Raw genomic sequence first — 15,768 nt, forward strand, 5'->3', positions numbered from 1 at the left:
CCCGATGGTGAAAACTGGACAGATGACCGTGATCCGGCAGATGACCTACCAGCCCGTCGGTCGCGGTGCCGCCGCTGTCGAGACGATGACGTTCGACCGCCTTCGCGAGCTGAACGACGGCGGCACCCAACGTGCCGACTTCCACGTCCTCGCCGTCGTCGATGCAGGGGACGGATCCGTCATGGTGGACTTCCTCCGACACCCGCTCAGGGAGCGGTCCGCGGTATGGGTCGCCCCTGGCGCGGTGCACCGATGGGATGCCATCGCCGGCGTGGCAGGGCACGTCGTGCTGTTCGTCCCGACCGCGCCGGTCACCCCCGCCACCCGAGAGTGCGTCGCGTCCCCGGACCTGGCCGCGCAGTGGAGCATTCCCGACGCCGACTGGCCGTTCGTCGACACCGCGCGGAATCATCTCGTCCTCGAAGCGACCGCCCCGCCCGGAGACGCCTCGACGGAGCTGCCCGAGATTCTGCTCTCCGCGCTCATCGCCCGGCTCCGGCCACCGGACGGCGCATCACGATCGACGCATCCGGTCTTCCGGCTGTTCCGGTCCAGCGTCGAAGCGCACTTCCGGGGACATCACGACGCCGGTTACTACGCCCGGGCTCTGGGATACGCGCCCCGCACCCTCTCGAGAGCAGTGCAGCAGGTCACCGGCCGCACCGCGAAGGCGTACATCGTCGATCGGATCGTCCTGGAAGCCAAACGACTTCTCGCGCACGACCGCCTCACCGCGGCCGGCTGCGCCGGCACGCTCGGCTTCCCCGACGCGTCCAACTTCTCGGTGTTCTTCCGGAAGGCGACAGGCATGCGCCCGGGCGCCTGGCAGACACTGGCTCTCGAACTGTTGCCGAACCGAACGAGGAAGGCACGGACCTCCTCATCGGAAGCGGACTCGTCAAGGGCGACGCCCGGTTGACCTCCGTGCGTGCGGACGGGCACGTCACGCCCCGTCCCGCCGCAGCCCTCCCGCGCCGAACGGAAACCGAACCCTCCCCCAGCGCAAGGACGGCCGCTGAGAAGCCGCCGGATACGTCCCCACCCCTGCGCCGCATCAGCAGGGACCAAGATGTCGAACGACTACGCCATGAAGGTAGAGGCAAGGCGTTGGCACCGCTGCGGATCTTCCGTCAGCCCAGCGGCAAGGCCCCACAGCCAGTAGTCGACCGCTCAGAATACGACCCAGTCACGGGCATGGGCACGGTCCAAGCCGCCTTCTGCCACAGCCGTCTCGAAATGCTCGACGATCTCGGCCGCATCAGCCATGTCGTCAAGCCGGGTCCAGAGCACCCGAGCCAAGTCATACTCGATGTCGCCGCGCAGCAGTATCGGATCAACGGTGAGCCAGGGTTCCCGAGAGCCCCTGAGTACCTGACCGGAGTGCAGGTCGCCGTTGACGGCGAGAGCTGATGATCTGGTGCTGGACAAGTTGACAGCAATATCGAGTGCCTCGGTCAAGAAGGCACTGTCGAAGGGTCGCTGCAACTGGCGCCACTCCGGCTCAAGCTTGGCCGCTCTGGCCCGGACAACCGCCGCTGTTGACCGCACATCCAGGGACGCCGGCACGGCAACGGCGAGCCGACGCATCATCTGGCCAAGAACAGCGACCGCCTCATCCACCGGCCGGTCGGCGAGGGAACGGTGCATGTCGAGGCGCTCCAGCAATATTGCTCTACGGTCGACATCGGCATCAATAAGCTGCACGGTGCCGCGTCCGTCCCAAAAGCGCAGAGCACTCACCTGCTCAGCGACTCCGGTGCCGGGCGGTGTCATACGAAGCACAAACGCCTCACTCTCACGAGCCACCGGAACGACGACAGCGTTGGATCCGTGTGAGAGTTCGCCCTCGACACGTAGATCCCACTGCTCGCACTGGAATTGGATGGCCCGGGGCAGATCCTCCAACCACTCAGTTCCTTCTCTCCACCAACGAGGCATGTCCAGGAACGACTGCGGAAGCCTGATCCCGCTCCTCGCCCAGCCGGAGCTGTCGTCGATGTCACCCATGCGGCTAGTCAACACCCCACGCCGAGCCAGCTCACGCTGCATCAGCCCATGAGCAATAGAGCCGGACAAGACACTCCCCCGACCGGATGGGGGGGTGAGCCGGTCGGGGGAGCGCGTGGGGGGCGTGGGGCTGACAGCGGGTCAGCTGTTGGCGCCGAATGCCTTGGTGAAGGCCAGGGGGTCCTGGGCGATGGAGGAGCAGGTCGCGTCGGCTGAGTTTTTCGGGCCGCCGGGGCAGGCCTTGTCGCGGGTGCCGGACCACATGGACAGTCGGCCGAGGCCCTTCGACTTGGCGAAGTCCGCCAGTTGCTTGGCGTCGTCGACCTTGAAGGTTTCGGTGTTGACGTCGTTGACACCGATCATCGGGGTGACCGCTACGGCCTTCCAGGCGTCCGCGTCGGAGAGCCCGAGCACGCCCTTGATCTGAGCCTGGGTCGCGGTGGCCGCCTGGGTCGCGTAGTCGCCCATGTCGCCGCTGTAGGACGCGCCGTAGTCCATCGCCATGACGTTGACCGCGGAGATCTTGACGCCGTTCTTCTTGGCGTTGGACACCAGGTCGACGCCGGGCTGGGTCAGGCCCTCGGGCATGACCGGCAGGGTGTAGGACACGTCCAGACCGGGGTGGGACTTCTGGAGCTGGGCGATGGCCTGGGCGCGGCGGGTGTTGGAGGCGGTGTCCGGGAGGGCGCTGCCTTCGATGTCGAAGTCGACCTTGGTGATTTTGTAGGTGTCGATGACCTTGCCGTACGCGGCGGCCAGTTCGTCGGCCGACTTGCAGGCGATGCCGAGCTCGGTGCCGGAAGCGCCGCCGAAGGAGACCCGGACGTCGCCGCCTTTCGCTCGCAGGGCGCCGATCTGGGAGGCGACCTTGTCGTCACCGAGTGCCGTCACGCCGCCCCACAGCGGGGCGCAGCTGCCGCCGGAGGTGATGAAGGCGAGGTTGAACTCCTTGACCCCGGTCTTGGCGACGGTGTCGAGCAGGTCGTACGCCGGGTAGAGGGAGGTGTCGATGTAGGGGGCGAAGCCGGCGCCGGTCGTGGTGCCGGTGCCGGTGCTGCCGGTGGGGGTCGGGGAGGAGGACGCCGGGGGCGGCGTCGGCTGCGGGGACTCGGTGGGGCGGCCGCTCGGTTCGGGGGTTCCGCCGGTGTCCACGGAGCACTTGGCGCCGTCGATGACGCAGCCGGTCGGGTCGCCCGCCGTGCCGGTCGCCGTGGTGACGAAACCGATGGTGACCGACTTGCCCGCGGGGATTCCAGCCTTGTCCCAGCTCGCGGGCTTTACGGTGACGTGCTGGCCGTCGACGGTGGACGAGGCGTTCCAGAGCGAGCTGAGTTTGGTGCCCGCGGGCAGGTCGAACTCCAGGGTCCAGTCCGTCAGGGTCTTGCCCGCGTCGTTGGTGACGACGTACTGACCGGTGTAACCGCCCGTCCAGTCGGCGGTCGTGGTGTACGCGGCGCCGACCGAGGCAGCCTGCGCGGTGCCGGTCAGTGCGAAGGCCCCGCCCCCGGCAACGGCTGCGGCGATGACCGCGACCATGACCTTCGTTTTACCGCTGATCTTGCGCCGGTGCGTCGTCGTACTCATCGGGTGCCTGCCTCTGGGTTACGGAAGTGGGGGTGTGTGGCAGCACGCTAGCGACTCGGAAACGGACAAAAAGCCAGTTCAGGACGGTAGTTGGAGTTCTTAGGGCGGGCTTAAGGAAGGGAAAGGGAGGGTTTAAAGGTTCAGACCGCGCCGCGCGCGTCTTGCGGCGCGAACGGTCCGGTTGTTGGTCGAACGGTCCGGTCAGGCGGATGTCGTGCGGCGGGGTGCGACCCGCCGGCGGCCCCGGACCCGGTGGCCGCGCCCCGTTGCCGTATGGCCGCCGTCCAGCGCGATCCAGACCCGGACCTCCGTGCCGCCGAGGACCGAGCGCCCGATCCGCAGGTCGCCGCCGGTCGACTCGGCGACCCGGCGCACGATGTCCAGGCCGAGACCGGTCGAGCCCGCGCGGTCCCCGCTGTTGCCCCGGGTCAGGGCGGCCGCCGGGTCGGCGATGCCGCCGCCCGCGTCGGAGACCAGCACGATGACGGCGTCCTCGGCGTTGTGTACGTCGACGGCGAAGGGGGTGCCCTCGGGGGTGTGCCGGAAGACGTTGCCGAGCAGCGCGTCGAGTGCGGCGGCGAGTTCCGCTCGTCCCACCGGGATGCGCACCGGCCGGTCGACGCCCGCGAGTCGCACCGTGCGGCCCTCGTCCTCGGCGAGCGCCGACCAGAAGGCCATCCGCTCATGGATCACCTCGGATGCGTCGCAGCCCGCCGCGCTGCTCCGGTCGCCCGGGGCGAGCGGGCGCTGGGTCTGCGGGCGCTGCGCGCGTGCGGTGCGGATGATGGTGTCGACCTCGCGCTCCAGTTTCTCGACCGCGGCCCGGGTCTGTTCGGCGGCCGGGCTGTCCCCGAGGGATGCGGCGTTGAGCCGGAGCACGGTGAGCGGGGTACGCAGCCGGTGGGACAGGTCGGCCGCCAGCTCCCGCTCATTGCCGAGCAGTTGGATGACCTGGTCGGCCATGGAGTTGAACGCGACGGCTGCCGACCGCAGTTCGGTGGGGCCCTCCTCGGGGACCCGGACCGACAGCCTGCCCTCGCCGAGCTCGTGTGCGGCGTGAGCCAGCCGTTGCGCGGGGCGCACCATCCGTACGCCGAGACGGTCGGCGACCGCCACCGAGCCGACGATCAGTGCGACGGCCACTCCGGCGAGGACCAGCCAGGCGGTGCCCACCCCGTTGGTGACCTCGTTCTCCGGGACGTACACCTCGACCACCGCGATCTTGCCGGTGGACAGCGCGGTGGGCTGGAGCAGTGCGGAGCCGCCGGGCACCTTGGTGATCACCGCCTGGCGGCGGGCGGACTCGATGTCCTTGCCGCTCGCCCGTTGTTTCCCGATCTCGATCGGCCGGCTGCCCGGCTCGTCGGCGGCGGGTACGTGCAGTGCCATCCGGTCGGCCGCGCCGGCCGGGGTGGAGGCGACGGCCTTCTCCAGCGGGAGGCGTTCGGTGGTGATGGAGAGGGTCGGGCCGATCGCCGCGGCGTTCCTTTCGGCGTCGGAGAATGCGCGGTCGCTGGCCATCTCCTTGATGACCAGGCCCAGGGGGACGGCGAAGGCCACCACGACCATCGCCGTGACGGCCAGGGACACCTTGACCAGCGCCCATCTCACGGTCCGCCTCACCGGGCCGGCCTCATGTGGCCAGCCTCACCGGATCCGCCTCGCTGGACGCCGGCTCATCGGGGCGGTTCCAGCTTCACGCCGACGCCTCTGAGGGTGTGCAGGTAGCGGGGCTTGGCCGCGGTCTCCCCCAGTTTCCGGCGCAGCCAGGAGAGGTGGACGTCGATGGTCTGGTCGTCGCCGTAGGACTGCTGCCACACCTCGGCCAGCAGTTCCTTGCGCGCCACCACGACGCCGGGGCGTCCGGCGAGGAAGGTCAGCAGGTCGAACTCGCGCCGGGTCAGGTCGAGTTCCACCCCGTCCAGTTCCGCCTGCCGGCGCAGCGGGTCGACCGAGAGGCCGCCGACCTTGATCAGCCGGGAGGGCGGCGCGGCGCCCGACCGGGCGCGCGAGCGGCGCAGGACGGCCGCCATCCGGGCGGACAGGTGCTCCACCGAGAAGGGCTTGGTCAGATAGTCGTCGGCGCCGTCGTTGAGCAGCCGGATGATCTCCGTCTCGTCGTCCCGGGCGGTGGCGATGATCACCGGGACGTCGGTGATACCGCGCAGCATCTTCAGGGCCTCCGCACCGTCGAGGTCGGGCAGGCCGAGGTCGAGGATGACCAGGTCGAATTCGAAATGGGCCACCTCGCGCAGCGCCTCCAGGGCCGTGCCGACGCTCCGTACGGTGTGGGAGGCCTCGGTCAGGTGCCGGATGAGGGCGGAGCGTACGAACTGGTCGTCCTCGACCACGAGCACACTTGCCATGGGCGGCACCGTACGCCATTCGGGGGCGCCGGGGGATCCCTGTGCGCGGAGCTACATGGGTGGTGCGGGTGGTGCGGGTCATGCACTATGGCGCGATGGTACGGCGACTGGCTCAGGCCCTGGCGTGGTCGCTCGCCACCGGTGCGGCGGTGACGCTCACGTGGTGGGGGGTGCACTCGGTGATGGCGGGGACCGCCTACGATCCGCCGCGGGCACTGCCGGTCGCGGGGAGCCCTGAGCTGCTGTCCTCGTCGACACAGCGGCCCGAGGTGGGCGGGGAGGCGGCCTCGACGCCGCCGGTTTCGAGCCCGGCGCGCCCGCCCGGCCGCTCCTTGGCGTCCCGGGCCGCGCCGTCGCCGTCGCCGTCCGCGGCGGCCGGGGCTCCGTCGGCTTCCTCGTCCGCTTCGTCCGGGGACGTGCGGAGCTACACGTTGTCGGGGGGCCGGGTCGTTTTCGACCTCGGTACGTCGTCGGCGTCGCTGGTTTCGGCGGTGCCCGGTGACGGGTGGCAGATCCGGGTCTGGAAGACGCCGGAGTGGATTCGGGTGACGTTTACGCGGGGGGCTCGGGCGGGGTCCGTGTTCTGTACGTGGAATGGGCATGCGCCGGCTGTGCAGGTCGATGACCACTGAGAGGGCAGGTGGTGGGGGGCGGCGCCTGCGGCGGGCCTTTTCCCCTCCCCGCCCTTCCCGCTGGGACATTTTGCGGCTCCTCCGCGTGAGGGGCTCCGCCCCAGACCCCGCTCCTCAAACGCCGGAGGGGCTGCATTTTGCCGACGTCAGCTTGAAAGTGCAGGACCCGGAGGGCTTGGTTTTGCCAACCTCAGCCTGGGAGTGCGGGCCCCGGAGAGGCCTGGTTCTACCGGCGTCAGCCTGGGCGTCCACGGACCCGGAGACCTGGTTCTACCGGCGTCAGCCTGGGAGTGCGGGACCCGGAGGCCTGGTTCTACCGGCGTCAGCCTCGCCATGCAGGTCCACGCCGGCCGCGACCGGGCGCGGGTGACTCACCCGAACACACCTCCCGGCGGCCCCGGCGAAGCCACCGCGTCGACGTCCGTCACCACCCCCGCTCCGCCGGCGAACTCCACCAGTCGGCGCCCGGACTCCACCCGGCCCGCGTACCCGTCCCCGGCGACGCGCCGGGTCAGCTCGGCCACCGGCAGGGGGACCGCCGCCCCCACCAGTACGGCGTTGCCGAAGCGGCGTCCGCGGAGCACCGTCGGCTCGGCGGCCAGGGCCAGTTCGGGGAAGACGGCGGCGGCTGTGGCTATCTGGCCGCGCAGGTGGGTGAGGGGCGGGCCGTCGGTGAGGTTGGCGGCGTACCAGCCGGTGGGCTTGAGGGCGGTGCGGACCTCGGTGAGGAATTCCTTGCTGGTGAGATGGGCGGGCGTGCGGGCGCCGTTGAAGACGTCGGCGATGATCAGGTCTGCCCAGCCTTCGGGGATCTTGGCCAGGCCGGCCCGGGCGTCGGTGGAGCGGACGCGTATGCGGGCGTTGGGGTCCAGGGGGAGTTCGCGCCTGACGAGTTGGACCAGCGGGCCGTCCAACTCGACGACCTGCTGGGTGGAACGGGGGCGGGTCGCCGCGGCGTAACGGGCCAGCGTGAAGGCGCCGCCGCCGAGGTGAACGACGTGCAGGGGCTGCTTCGGTGGTGCGGCCAGGTCGATGACGTGGCCGAGTCTGCGCTGGTACTCGAAGTCCAGGTATCCGGGGTCGTCGAGATCCACATGGGACTGCGGGGCGCCGTCGAGCAGCAGCGTCCAGCCGCGCGACCGGTCCCGGTCGGGCCTCAGCTCGGCGACTCCGCCGTCCACCCGCTCGACGACGGCCTCGCGTGCTGCCCGGCCCTGTCGCTTGTTCTTCGCCACGCTTCCAGTATCGCGGTACGGGATCGCAGTACTGGTCGGTGGTTCAGCGGCGGTTGTCGGCCGCCTCGATGAGCCGGGCCGCTTCGCCCAGCGCCGCTCTGAGCATCAAGGGATCGGTGACCGGTGCGTCCTGCTCGGGCGGCAGCAGCCAGCCGGTGCCCTGGACCGGCGGTTCCGCGGGGAGCCGCAGACCACGCCCGTTGGTCTGGGTGCAGGCGCTGCCCGGCATGTCCCAGCCGTCGGCGGTTCCGGGCGGTACCAGAAAGCCGAGGGTGTCGCAGGCGCCGTCGTGCAGGACGGGCCCCACATGAGTGCGGGCGGCTCCCCTGCGCAGGATGTCCACCGCTTCCAGACCCTGCCGGGCCGGGACCGTCACCAGATCGCAGGGCTCGGGCCCTCCGTCCGGCGGTGTGCTGAACTCCTGGTTCGGCGTGTGCTGGGCGGTCGTACGCGAACCGCTCATCTCGATGCCGGTCTCCAACAAGGCAACCCCTCCTCGTTCTCCGCAAGGTTCAACGCCCGCCGGACGTCAAGGGCTACGGCATGGTGCCGCCGTAAAGGATGGCAGTTCATGGCAAATTGCGGGTGAGATATCCGTTTTGTAGCCAAACGCCGTGTGACCGTCTCCCTACAGGCGGTACGTTTTTGCCCGCCGGAGCGGTCCGGGCCGGCAGCACGATCCGCCAGAGAGGGCGCCGCCATGGCGATGTCACGGGCAGTACGCAACCCCGCTTTCCGACAACTGCGCGGGCAGCGTTCTCCCGGCGAGTTCGCGGCAGCGGTCCGCCGGGCCGCTCGCGAGATCGGCGAGCACGTGGCATGCGACGCGCGGTACATCGGACGGGTGGAGGCCGGCGAGATCCGCTGTCCCAACTACGCGTACGAGCGGGTCTTCCTGCATATGTTCCCGGGCTCGACCCTCAGCGACCTGGGTTTCTCCGACCGGGAGGCAGTGCGCGGCAGAGGCGCGCACAGCACACCGACCGAACCACCGGACCATCCGTCCCACCCCCACAGCGGTAAGAACAACGAGGAGAGCGACGTGCTGCGTCGCGCATTCATGGCCGGCGGCTCCGCCGCGATGGCGGCCGTCTCGCTGGGCCTCGGCCCGGCACCCGTACCGTCCCCCCGGCATGCCCCCCACCATGTCGGCGAGGCAGAAGTCAGTGCCGTCGAGGCGGCCGTGCGGCAGATCCGGCTGCTCGACGACCGGCATGGCGCCGATGGCCTCTACCAGCGGGCAGCCCAGCCGCTGCAGGCCGCATACGCACTGCTCGACGCGGACACGGCCCGCCGGTCGGCGGCCGACCGGCTGCACGCCGGCGCCGGTGAACTGGCGATCTCGGTGGGCTGGCTGGCGCACGACTCGGGCCGCTTCGACGACGCCCGCTCGTACTACGCGGAGGCCCTGGCGACCGCACGGGTCGCCGGTGATCCGGCGTTGGAGGCGCACGCCTTCTGCAATACGGCGTTCCTGGCCCGGGATGCCGGACGGCCGCGCGAGGCGGTGCGGGCCGCGCAGGCCGGGGAGCGGGCGGCGAAGCATCTCTCGTCGCCGCGACTGCTCGCCCTGCTGACACTGCGCGAGGCGGGCGGCTGGGCGGGGCTCGGCGACCGCATGGGGTGCGCGCAGGCACTCGGCCGGGCCAAATCGTTGTTCGCCCGCGGCCCTTCGGACGCCGACCCGGAGTGGATGACCTTCTTCGTCGAGGCGGAGCTGGAGATGCTGGAGGCGCAGTGCTGGTCGGCGCTGGGCGACTGGCCGCGTGCCGCACGGCACGCACAGCGTGCGGCGGCGCTGCAGGACATCCGCTTCGCCCGCAATCTGGCCCTCTACCGCGCCCAGTTGGCCGACGACCTGGCCAGGGCGGGCGCCCCCGACCGGGCGGCGGCCGTCGGGCAGCAGGTGCTCGACCTGCTGGATCAGGACCAGGTCCAGTCGTCACGTATCCAGGCGATGCTGGCGGGCACGGCCCGCCGCCTGCTGCCGCAGCGCAGGGCCGCCGGTGTGCCGGACTTCCTGGAACGGCACGCGTCAGCGCCCTGTTGAGTCCCGTGGGTCCTGCCGGGCTGAGCTTCGTGGGGCCGGTGGAGCGCGGCCGGCCGTCAGCCTTCCAGGTGGCCGGTGTCGTTCCAGCGCTCGACGGCCGGGGCGTCGTAGGCCCAGCCGAGCAGGGAGAGCGAGGCGGGGGCGAGACGGATCCGAGCGGCGAAGGTGAGGTCGTAGCCCAGCCAGCGGGCCGCGAGTGCACGCAGGATGTGGCCGTGCGCGAAGATCAGCACATTGCCGCTCCCGGCGCGGACCCGCTCGACCACCTGGTCCGCGCGGGCGGTCAGATCGGCGACCGACTCTCCGTCGGGGACGCCGTCACGCCAGATGAACCAGCCCGGGCGGATCGCCTGGATCTCGGCCGGGGTCAGCCCCTCGTAGGCCCCGTAGTCCCACTCCAGGATCCCGTCCCACTCCTCGGCGCGGTCGGCGAAACCGGCCAGTGCGCAGGTCTCGCTCGCCCGCAGCAGCGGACTGGTGAGCACGGCCGTGTCCGGCAGTCCGTCCCACGGGGCGCGGTGCAGCCGTTCGCCGAGGAGTTTCGCGTCCCGGCGCCCCTGGTCGAGCAACGGAATGTCCGTCCTGCCGGTGTGTTTCCCGGACAGCGACCATGCGGTCTGTCCATGCCGGGCCAGCAGCATGCGGGGTGCCATGACGTTCTCTTCCTGTGGTGCGGTGATGCCTGACCCATCATCGCGTACCGGGTCACCGAGCAACCCGGCGGACCTTTCCGGCGTCACTACCAACTGATGGGGGCGACTGAATCCGTGCTCGCCCACGCCCTATGGTTGGACGCCGGGTGACTGGCCCTGTTTGAACACAAGATGGAGAGCGTTCGGATGCCGTACACCGCGAACCGTGACCGGCCCCGCTGGTGGACAGAGCTCCTCGTGATCGCTGTCGTCTACACCGCCTACTCGTCGGGCCGGCTGCTGGCACGCGGGAACACCGAGAGCGCGATCGACCACGGACTGTCGATCCTGCACCTGGAGAAAAGCCTCCGTTTCAACCTGGAACGGCCACTGAACCGGCTGTTCACCGACACACCGGCGCTCGGCATCCCGGCCGACTTCGCCTATGCGTCCCTGCACTACCTGGTCACCCCCGCGGTCCTCATCTGGCTGTTCCACCGGCACCCGGTGCGGTACCGCCTCGCACGGACCTGGCTGCTGATCTCCACCATGCTCGGCCTGATCGGTTTCACCCTGCTGCCGACCTGTCCGCCCCGGCTGCTGGCCCCCGCCGAGGGCTTCGTCGACACGATGGCCCAGTACAGCTCGTACGGCTGGTGGGGCACCGAGGCCAGCGCGCCGCGCGGACTCGGCGGCATGACGAACCAGTTCGCCGCGATGCCCAGCCTGCATGTCGGGTGGGCGTTCTGGTGCGGGGTGATGCTCTGGCGCTACGGCCGTACCCCGCTGACCCGGACCCTGGCCGTGCTCTACCCGCTGACCATCACGTTCGTGGTGGTGGGCACGGCGAACCACTATCTGCTCGACGCGGTCGCGGGCGCCGCGGTGATGGGCGTCGGGCTGGTGCTCGCCGGGCCCGCCCTGCGGATCACCGACCGGGTCCGGGAACGGGTCCGGTCGCGGTTCGCTTCCGGCGATTCCGGGGCGCGGTCCCCGATTGTCAGTGGCGGATGGAAGACTTCCACGGGTGAGCACTTCCCCGGACAGCGGACCCCCTCCGCCCCCTCCCCCGGCGCCGCCGACCCGGCCGGCGACGGCGCTCCGTCAGCGGCTCGCTGAGCTGCGCGGCCCGGCCGTCGCACCGCAGCCGCTGGATGCCCGCGCGTTGGCGGCGCTGGCCGCCAACCCCGGCTGCGAGCGCCGCGCACTGCTCGACGGCGCCGGCGTCAACAAGGCGGTGCTGGCCGAGGCGCTGGGCTCGCCCTCCGGTTTCGGCCAGTCGCAGTTCGCCTTCATGCGGGGCAACGCGTTCGAGGCGCGGGTCAAGGCGGACGGCGGCGCCGAGCTGATGCGGCTGTTCGCGGAGCGGATGGGCACGGCGGAAGCGGTGGACGTCCAGGTCCCCGACCTGTCGGCGGCGGGCCCCGAAGGCCGCGCCGCGCGCACGGCGCTGGCGCTGCGGGAGGCCACCGGGGCGGGGGGGTGGTCGTTGTTCGACCACCCGATGCTGGCCCTGGAGGTGGCCGGGAGCCCCGCTTATCTGGAGCCGGACGCGCTGGTCGTGGACCCGGCCGGGTGCTGGACGGTCATCGAGATCAAGTCCTTCCCGATGATCGACGCATCGGCGGACGCGGCGAAGGTGGGCGCCGCCGCCCGGCAGTCCGCGGTGTACGTGCTCGCGCTGCAGCGGATCGCCGAACACCTTCCCGGGGCGTCGGTGGCCGACCGCGCTCTGCTGGTCTGCCCGAAGGACTTCTCCAATCTGCCGACCGCGGCAGCCGTCGACGTACGCAAACAGCTCTCGGTGACCCGCCGCCAGCTGGCCCGGCTCACCCGCATCGAGGACATCGCGGCAGGCCTCCCCGAAGGCACCACCTTCGACCCGGCCCTGCCCGCTGCCGAGCTGACCGCCGCGGTCGAGTCGGTGGACGCCGCGTACGCCCCCGAGTGCCTGGCCGCCTGCGAACTGGCCTTCCACTGCCGGGACCGGGCCCGCCGCGCGGGCGCGGTCACCGCCCTGGGCCGCAGTGTCCGGGGCGAGCTGGGCGGCTTCAGCACGGTCGCCGCGGCACTGGCGGCGGCCCGCGGCGAGGGCGACCCTTCGGATCCGACGGTGGCGGCGCTGCGGAGGGCTGCGGCGCTGCGGGTGGAGGGGCTGGGGGGTGCGGTGTGCTGACGCCGCGCGGGACGGTTTCCGGGGCTCCGCCCCGGACCCCCTTTGTCCTCAATCGCCGGACGGGCTTTATTTTGCTGATGTCAGCTTCATCATGCGGGCGCATTCGGCCCATCCTCAGCAAACGGCTGCCTCTCCGGCTCGTACGGCAGCCCAGCCGGAGGGGGCCCGCATGTCACTGATCGGTACGCTCGCACGCCTGGAAGCCACCGCCGACGGCCACGCGCACCTCACCGCCACGGTCTGCCACCGTCACCTCTCCGACCGCCCCCTGGTCCTCGTACCGCTCACTACCGCGGGCGAGGCCGGCGCCCCGCTCGGCGCGCTGGTGGGGACCGACCGCGAGGACCCGCGGCTGTTGGTGGTGGCGCAGCCGCGCGACCGGGACCTGCGGTTCGCGTTCCTGGCCGAACTGGCCGAGGCCGTGCTGCCGTACATCGACGGGTACGCCGAGGACGTCGAGACCGCCGAGCGGTCCGAGGCGGACCCGGAGACCGGCAAGAAGACCAAGGTCGAGGTCGAGTTGTGCGCGGACGCACCGCAGCTGATCGTGCCGAGCCGGGCCGGTATCGACTTCGTACGGCTGCTCGGGCGCTCCATGCGCTTTCGGCGTACGGCCGAGGAGGACCCGGAGACCCCGTACCCGGCGCCGCCACGGGTGCCCCTGCTGGGCCGCTGGCTCACCCACTTCGGGGAGCGGGCCCGGGTACCGGGCTCCTCGCTGCTGCTGTCCGCCACCGATCTGCTGAACCGCCACTGGGCCACCGGGCAGAGCGGTCTGGAGGACCAGCATCTGGGCGCGCTGCTCGCCTGGATCGACCCACCGGACCGAGCGGGCGGGCCCGGCGCGTCGGGCGCGGAGGCGGCCCTCCGGGCCGAGCTGGCACGCGACCCGTCGGGGCAGCTGGTGTGTCCGCCCGCCGGGCCGTCCACCGACCCCGCCTTCGACAACAAGCTGCTCGCCCCGGCGATCGAGCGCTACGACCTGGCGAGGACGGCGCTGGCCACGGCCGAGGACGGTCCGGCCGCCGATGCGCGGCTGGCCGAGCTGACGGCGGCCGAGCAGCAGATCCGCACCCTGCTCGAGGCGGTGCTGCGGCCCACCTGGGACGCCGTGTGGCAGGGGCTCGAGCTGCTGCGGGCGCTGCCCGAGGGGGAGCGGGTCGCCGATCGCTGGACCCGTGACCGGTGGTCGTTCACCGGCCACCGGGACCGGGTCGGCGCCGGGGAGCCTCCGCAGCCGCGCCGTGACGACGCCGTGACCGCGGCGCAGAAGCTGGCCGCCCGGGAGGCCGCGCAGACCCAGCTCGACGCGCAGGAGGCGCTCGACGATCCGCTGGTGATGGCCGGGCGCCGGCTGGCCGGGGAGGCGTTCGCCGGTGAGGTGACCGAGGTGGTGATGGCCTGGAGCGAATCGAAGCGCCCCAGCCCCCGTCCGCTCGTCACCCTCCGCACGAACGACACCCCGCATCTGGGTGAGCGTGCCAAGGTGCACCGGGCCCTGCCCGGCAGCCCGCCGAAGACCCAGACCGCCGAATTCGTACGGTACGAGGAGCCCGGCACGCTGGTGCTGCGGTTGGTCAACGGTATGGGCCGCTCCAAGGAACCGGCACCGGGGACCGTGCCGGACAAGGGTGATCGGTTGTGCTGGACGCTTTTCGAGCACAGTTCGCGCGGCGGCCCCGAGTTGCCTGCCCGGGAGGAGACCCCGTGGACCCACGGCGGCCCGCCCGTCGCCGGGGAGCCGGCTGATGCCGCCACTGCTCCCGACCCCGTGACCCCGGAGGATCTGCTGTGAAGTCCGATCCTCTCGACGCCGGCGCCGAGGCGGCCCGGGCCACGCAGGCCATCCTCGACGACACACTGCACGGCGCCGCCCGCGGCGTGGTCGTCGATTCGCCGCCCGGGGCGGGCAAGTCGACCCTGGTGGTGCGCGCCGCCCGCGAGCTGGCCGCGGCGGGGCGGCCGCTGATGGTGATCGCCCAGACCAACGCCCAGGTCGACGACCTGGTGCTGCGGCTCGCCGAGAAGGAGCCGGACCTGCCGGTGGGCCGGTTGCACAGCAGCGAGCCCGATCCGTACGACAAGGCACTGGACGATCTGGCGAACGTCCGCACGTCGGCCAAGGCGGCCGATCTCGCCGGCCTGGACGTGGTGATCTCCACGGCCGCGAAGTGGGCGCATGTGAAGGGTGCCGAGCCGTGGCGCCATGCGATCGTCGACGAGGCGTACCAGATGCGCTCGGACGCGTTGCTCGCGGTGGCCGGGCTTTTCGATCGTGCGCTCTTCGTGGGCGACCCCGGACAGTTGGACCCGTTCAGTGTGGTCGGCGCCGAACAGTGGGCGGGGCTGACCCACGACCCGTCGGCCAGCGCCGTCTCCACCCTTCTCGCGCACAACCCCGACCTGCCGCAGTATCGGCTGCCGGTCTCCTGGCGGCTGCCCGCATCGGCTGCGCCGCTCGTCTCGGAGGCGTTCTACCCGTACACGCCCTTCCGCAGCGGTACGGACCACGGTGACCGGCGGCTGGCCTTCGCCGTGCCGTCCGACGGCTCGGGCCCCGACCGGGTGCTCGACGAAGCGGCCGAGGCGGGGTGGGGCCTGCTGGAGCTGCCCGCCAGGCACACACCGCGTACGGACCCGGAGGCGGTCCGGGCGGTCGCCCAGGTGGTCCGCCGGCTCCTGGACCGTGGCGGGGCCGCGGTGAGCGAGCGGTCGCCCGATCCGGTCCCGTTGACGGCGGACCGCGTCGCGGTCGGTACGGCCCACCGCGACCAGGCGGCCGCGGTGCGTGCCGCGCTCGTCGAGCTGGGGGTCGCTGGTGTCGCCGTCGACACGGCGAACCGGCTGCAGGGCCGCGAGTTCGACGTGACGGTGATGCTGCATCCGCTGTCCGGCCGTCCCGACGCGACCGCGTTCCACCTGGAGACCGGCCGCCTCTGTGTCCTGGCCTCCCGGCACCGGCACGCCTGCATCGTGGTGTGCCGGGCGGGCGTGGCCGAACTGCTCGACGAACACCCGTCGACGGAACCGGTGCGGTTGGGGGTGACGGTGAAGTTTCCGGACGGGTGGGAGGCGATGATGTCCAC

13 protein-coding genes are annotated in these 15,768 nt (G+C 71.5%); 6 read left to right on the plus strand and 7 right to left on the minus strand.

Annotated features, from left to right (window positions below; genetic code table 11):
- Positions 1–22 precede the first annotated feature (22 nt).
- Positions 23–919, plus strand: coding sequence for a helix-turn-helix transcriptional regulator (locus tag AB0M87_RS06095; RefSeq protein WP_365850499.1), 897 nt, complete (start codon positions 23–25; stop codon positions 917–919).
- A 251-nt stretch (positions 920–1,170) separates the two neighbouring features.
- Here AB0M87_RS06095 and AB0M87_RS06100 read toward each other — a convergent pair whose 3' ends face one another.
- From AB0M87_RS06100 to AB0M87_RS06125, 6 genes are all read right to left on the minus strand, one after another.
- A complete protein-coding gene (locus AB0M87_RS06100) occupies positions 1,171–2,007 on the minus strand; it encodes an aminoglycoside phosphotransferase family protein (protein ID WP_365850501.1) in 837 nt (278 codons plus the stop codon).
- A 141-nt stretch (positions 2,008–2,148) separates the two neighbouring features.
- On the minus strand, positions 2,149–3,591 hold the full coding sequence (locus tag AB0M87_RS06105) for a cellulose binding domain-containing protein (protein ID WP_365850503.1): 1,443 nt from the start codon (positions 3,589–3,591) through the stop codon (positions 2,149–2,151).
- A gap of 201 nt (positions 3,592–3,792) precedes the next feature.
- Positions 3,793–5,202 (minus strand): HAMP domain-containing sensor histidine kinase, encoded by a 1,410-nt coding sequence (locus AB0M87_RS06110; RefSeq protein ID WP_365850505.1) that lies wholly within the window; start codon positions 5,200–5,202, stop codon positions 3,793–3,795.
- Between the two features lie 65 nt (positions 5,203–5,267).
- Positions 5,268–5,957: a response regulator transcription factor gene (locus tag AB0M87_RS06115; protein ID WP_365850506.1), complete on the minus strand. Its 690-nt coding sequence runs from the start codon at positions 5,955–5,957 to the stop codon at positions 5,268–5,270.
- 1,003 nt (positions 5,958–6,960) lie between these two features.
- Positions 6,961–7,824, minus strand: coding sequence for a fused MFS/spermidine synthase (locus tag AB0M87_RS06120; RefSeq protein ID WP_365850508.1), 864 nt, complete (start codon positions 7,822–7,824; stop codon positions 6,961–6,963).
- Positions 7,825–7,867: 43 nt separating this feature from the next.
- Positions 7,868–8,308, minus strand: a complete 441-nt coding sequence (locus tag AB0M87_RS06125; RefSeq protein WP_365850509.1) for a hypothetical protein — start codon at positions 8,306–8,308, stop codon at positions 7,868–7,870.
- Between the two features lie 216 nt (positions 8,309–8,524).
- Between AB0M87_RS06125 and AB0M87_RS06130 the strand changes: the two genes are divergently transcribed.
- Positions 8,525–9,874, plus strand: coding sequence for a tetratricopeptide repeat protein (locus AB0M87_RS06130; RefSeq protein ID WP_365850510.1), 1,350 nt, complete (start codon positions 8,525–8,527; stop codon positions 9,872–9,874).
- Positions 9,875–9,930: 56 nt separating this feature from the next.
- Here AB0M87_RS06130 and AB0M87_RS06135 read toward each other — a convergent pair whose 3' ends face one another.
- Positions 9,931–10,527 carry a histidine phosphatase family protein gene (locus AB0M87_RS06135; protein WP_365850512.1) on the minus strand — a complete coding sequence of 199 codons (597 nt, stop codon included), beginning with the start codon at positions 10,525–10,527 and terminating at the stop codon, positions 9,931–9,933.
- A 186-nt stretch (positions 10,528–10,713) separates the two neighbouring features.
- Here AB0M87_RS06135 and AB0M87_RS06140 point away from each other — a divergent pair, with 186 nt between their 5' ends.
- The 4 genes from AB0M87_RS06140 to AB0M87_RS06155 form a co-directional block, all read left to right on the plus strand.
- Complete coding sequence (locus tag AB0M87_RS06140) at positions 10,714–11,625, plus strand: phosphatase PAP2 family protein (RefSeq protein ID WP_365850513.1); 912 nt, start codon at positions 10,714–10,716, stop codon at positions 11,623–11,625.
- Positions 11,534–12,682 (plus strand): hypothetical protein, encoded by a 1,149-nt coding sequence (locus AB0M87_RS06145; RefSeq protein WP_365850514.1) that lies wholly within the window; start codon positions 11,534–11,536, stop codon positions 12,680–12,682. The genes AB0M87_RS06140 and AB0M87_RS06145 overlap by 92 nt, the downstream gene beginning before the upstream one ends.
- Positions 12,683–12,851: 169 nt before the next feature.
- Complete coding sequence (locus tag AB0M87_RS06150) at positions 12,852–14,477, plus strand: hypothetical protein (protein ID WP_365850515.1); 1,626 nt, start codon at positions 12,852–12,854, stop codon at positions 14,475–14,477.
- Positions 14,474–15,768, plus strand: a 1,295-nt coding sequence (locus AB0M87_RS06155; protein ID WP_365850516.1) for an AAA domain-containing protein, incomplete at its 3' end; no start/stop codon positions are given. The genes AB0M87_RS06150 and AB0M87_RS06155, both read left to right, overlap by 4 nt.

Origin of the sequence: Streptomyces sp. NPDC051320 (genome assembly GCF_040682175.1) — a bacterium.
GTDB lineage: Bacteria > Actinomycetota > Actinomycetes > Streptomycetales > Streptomycetaceae > Streptomyces.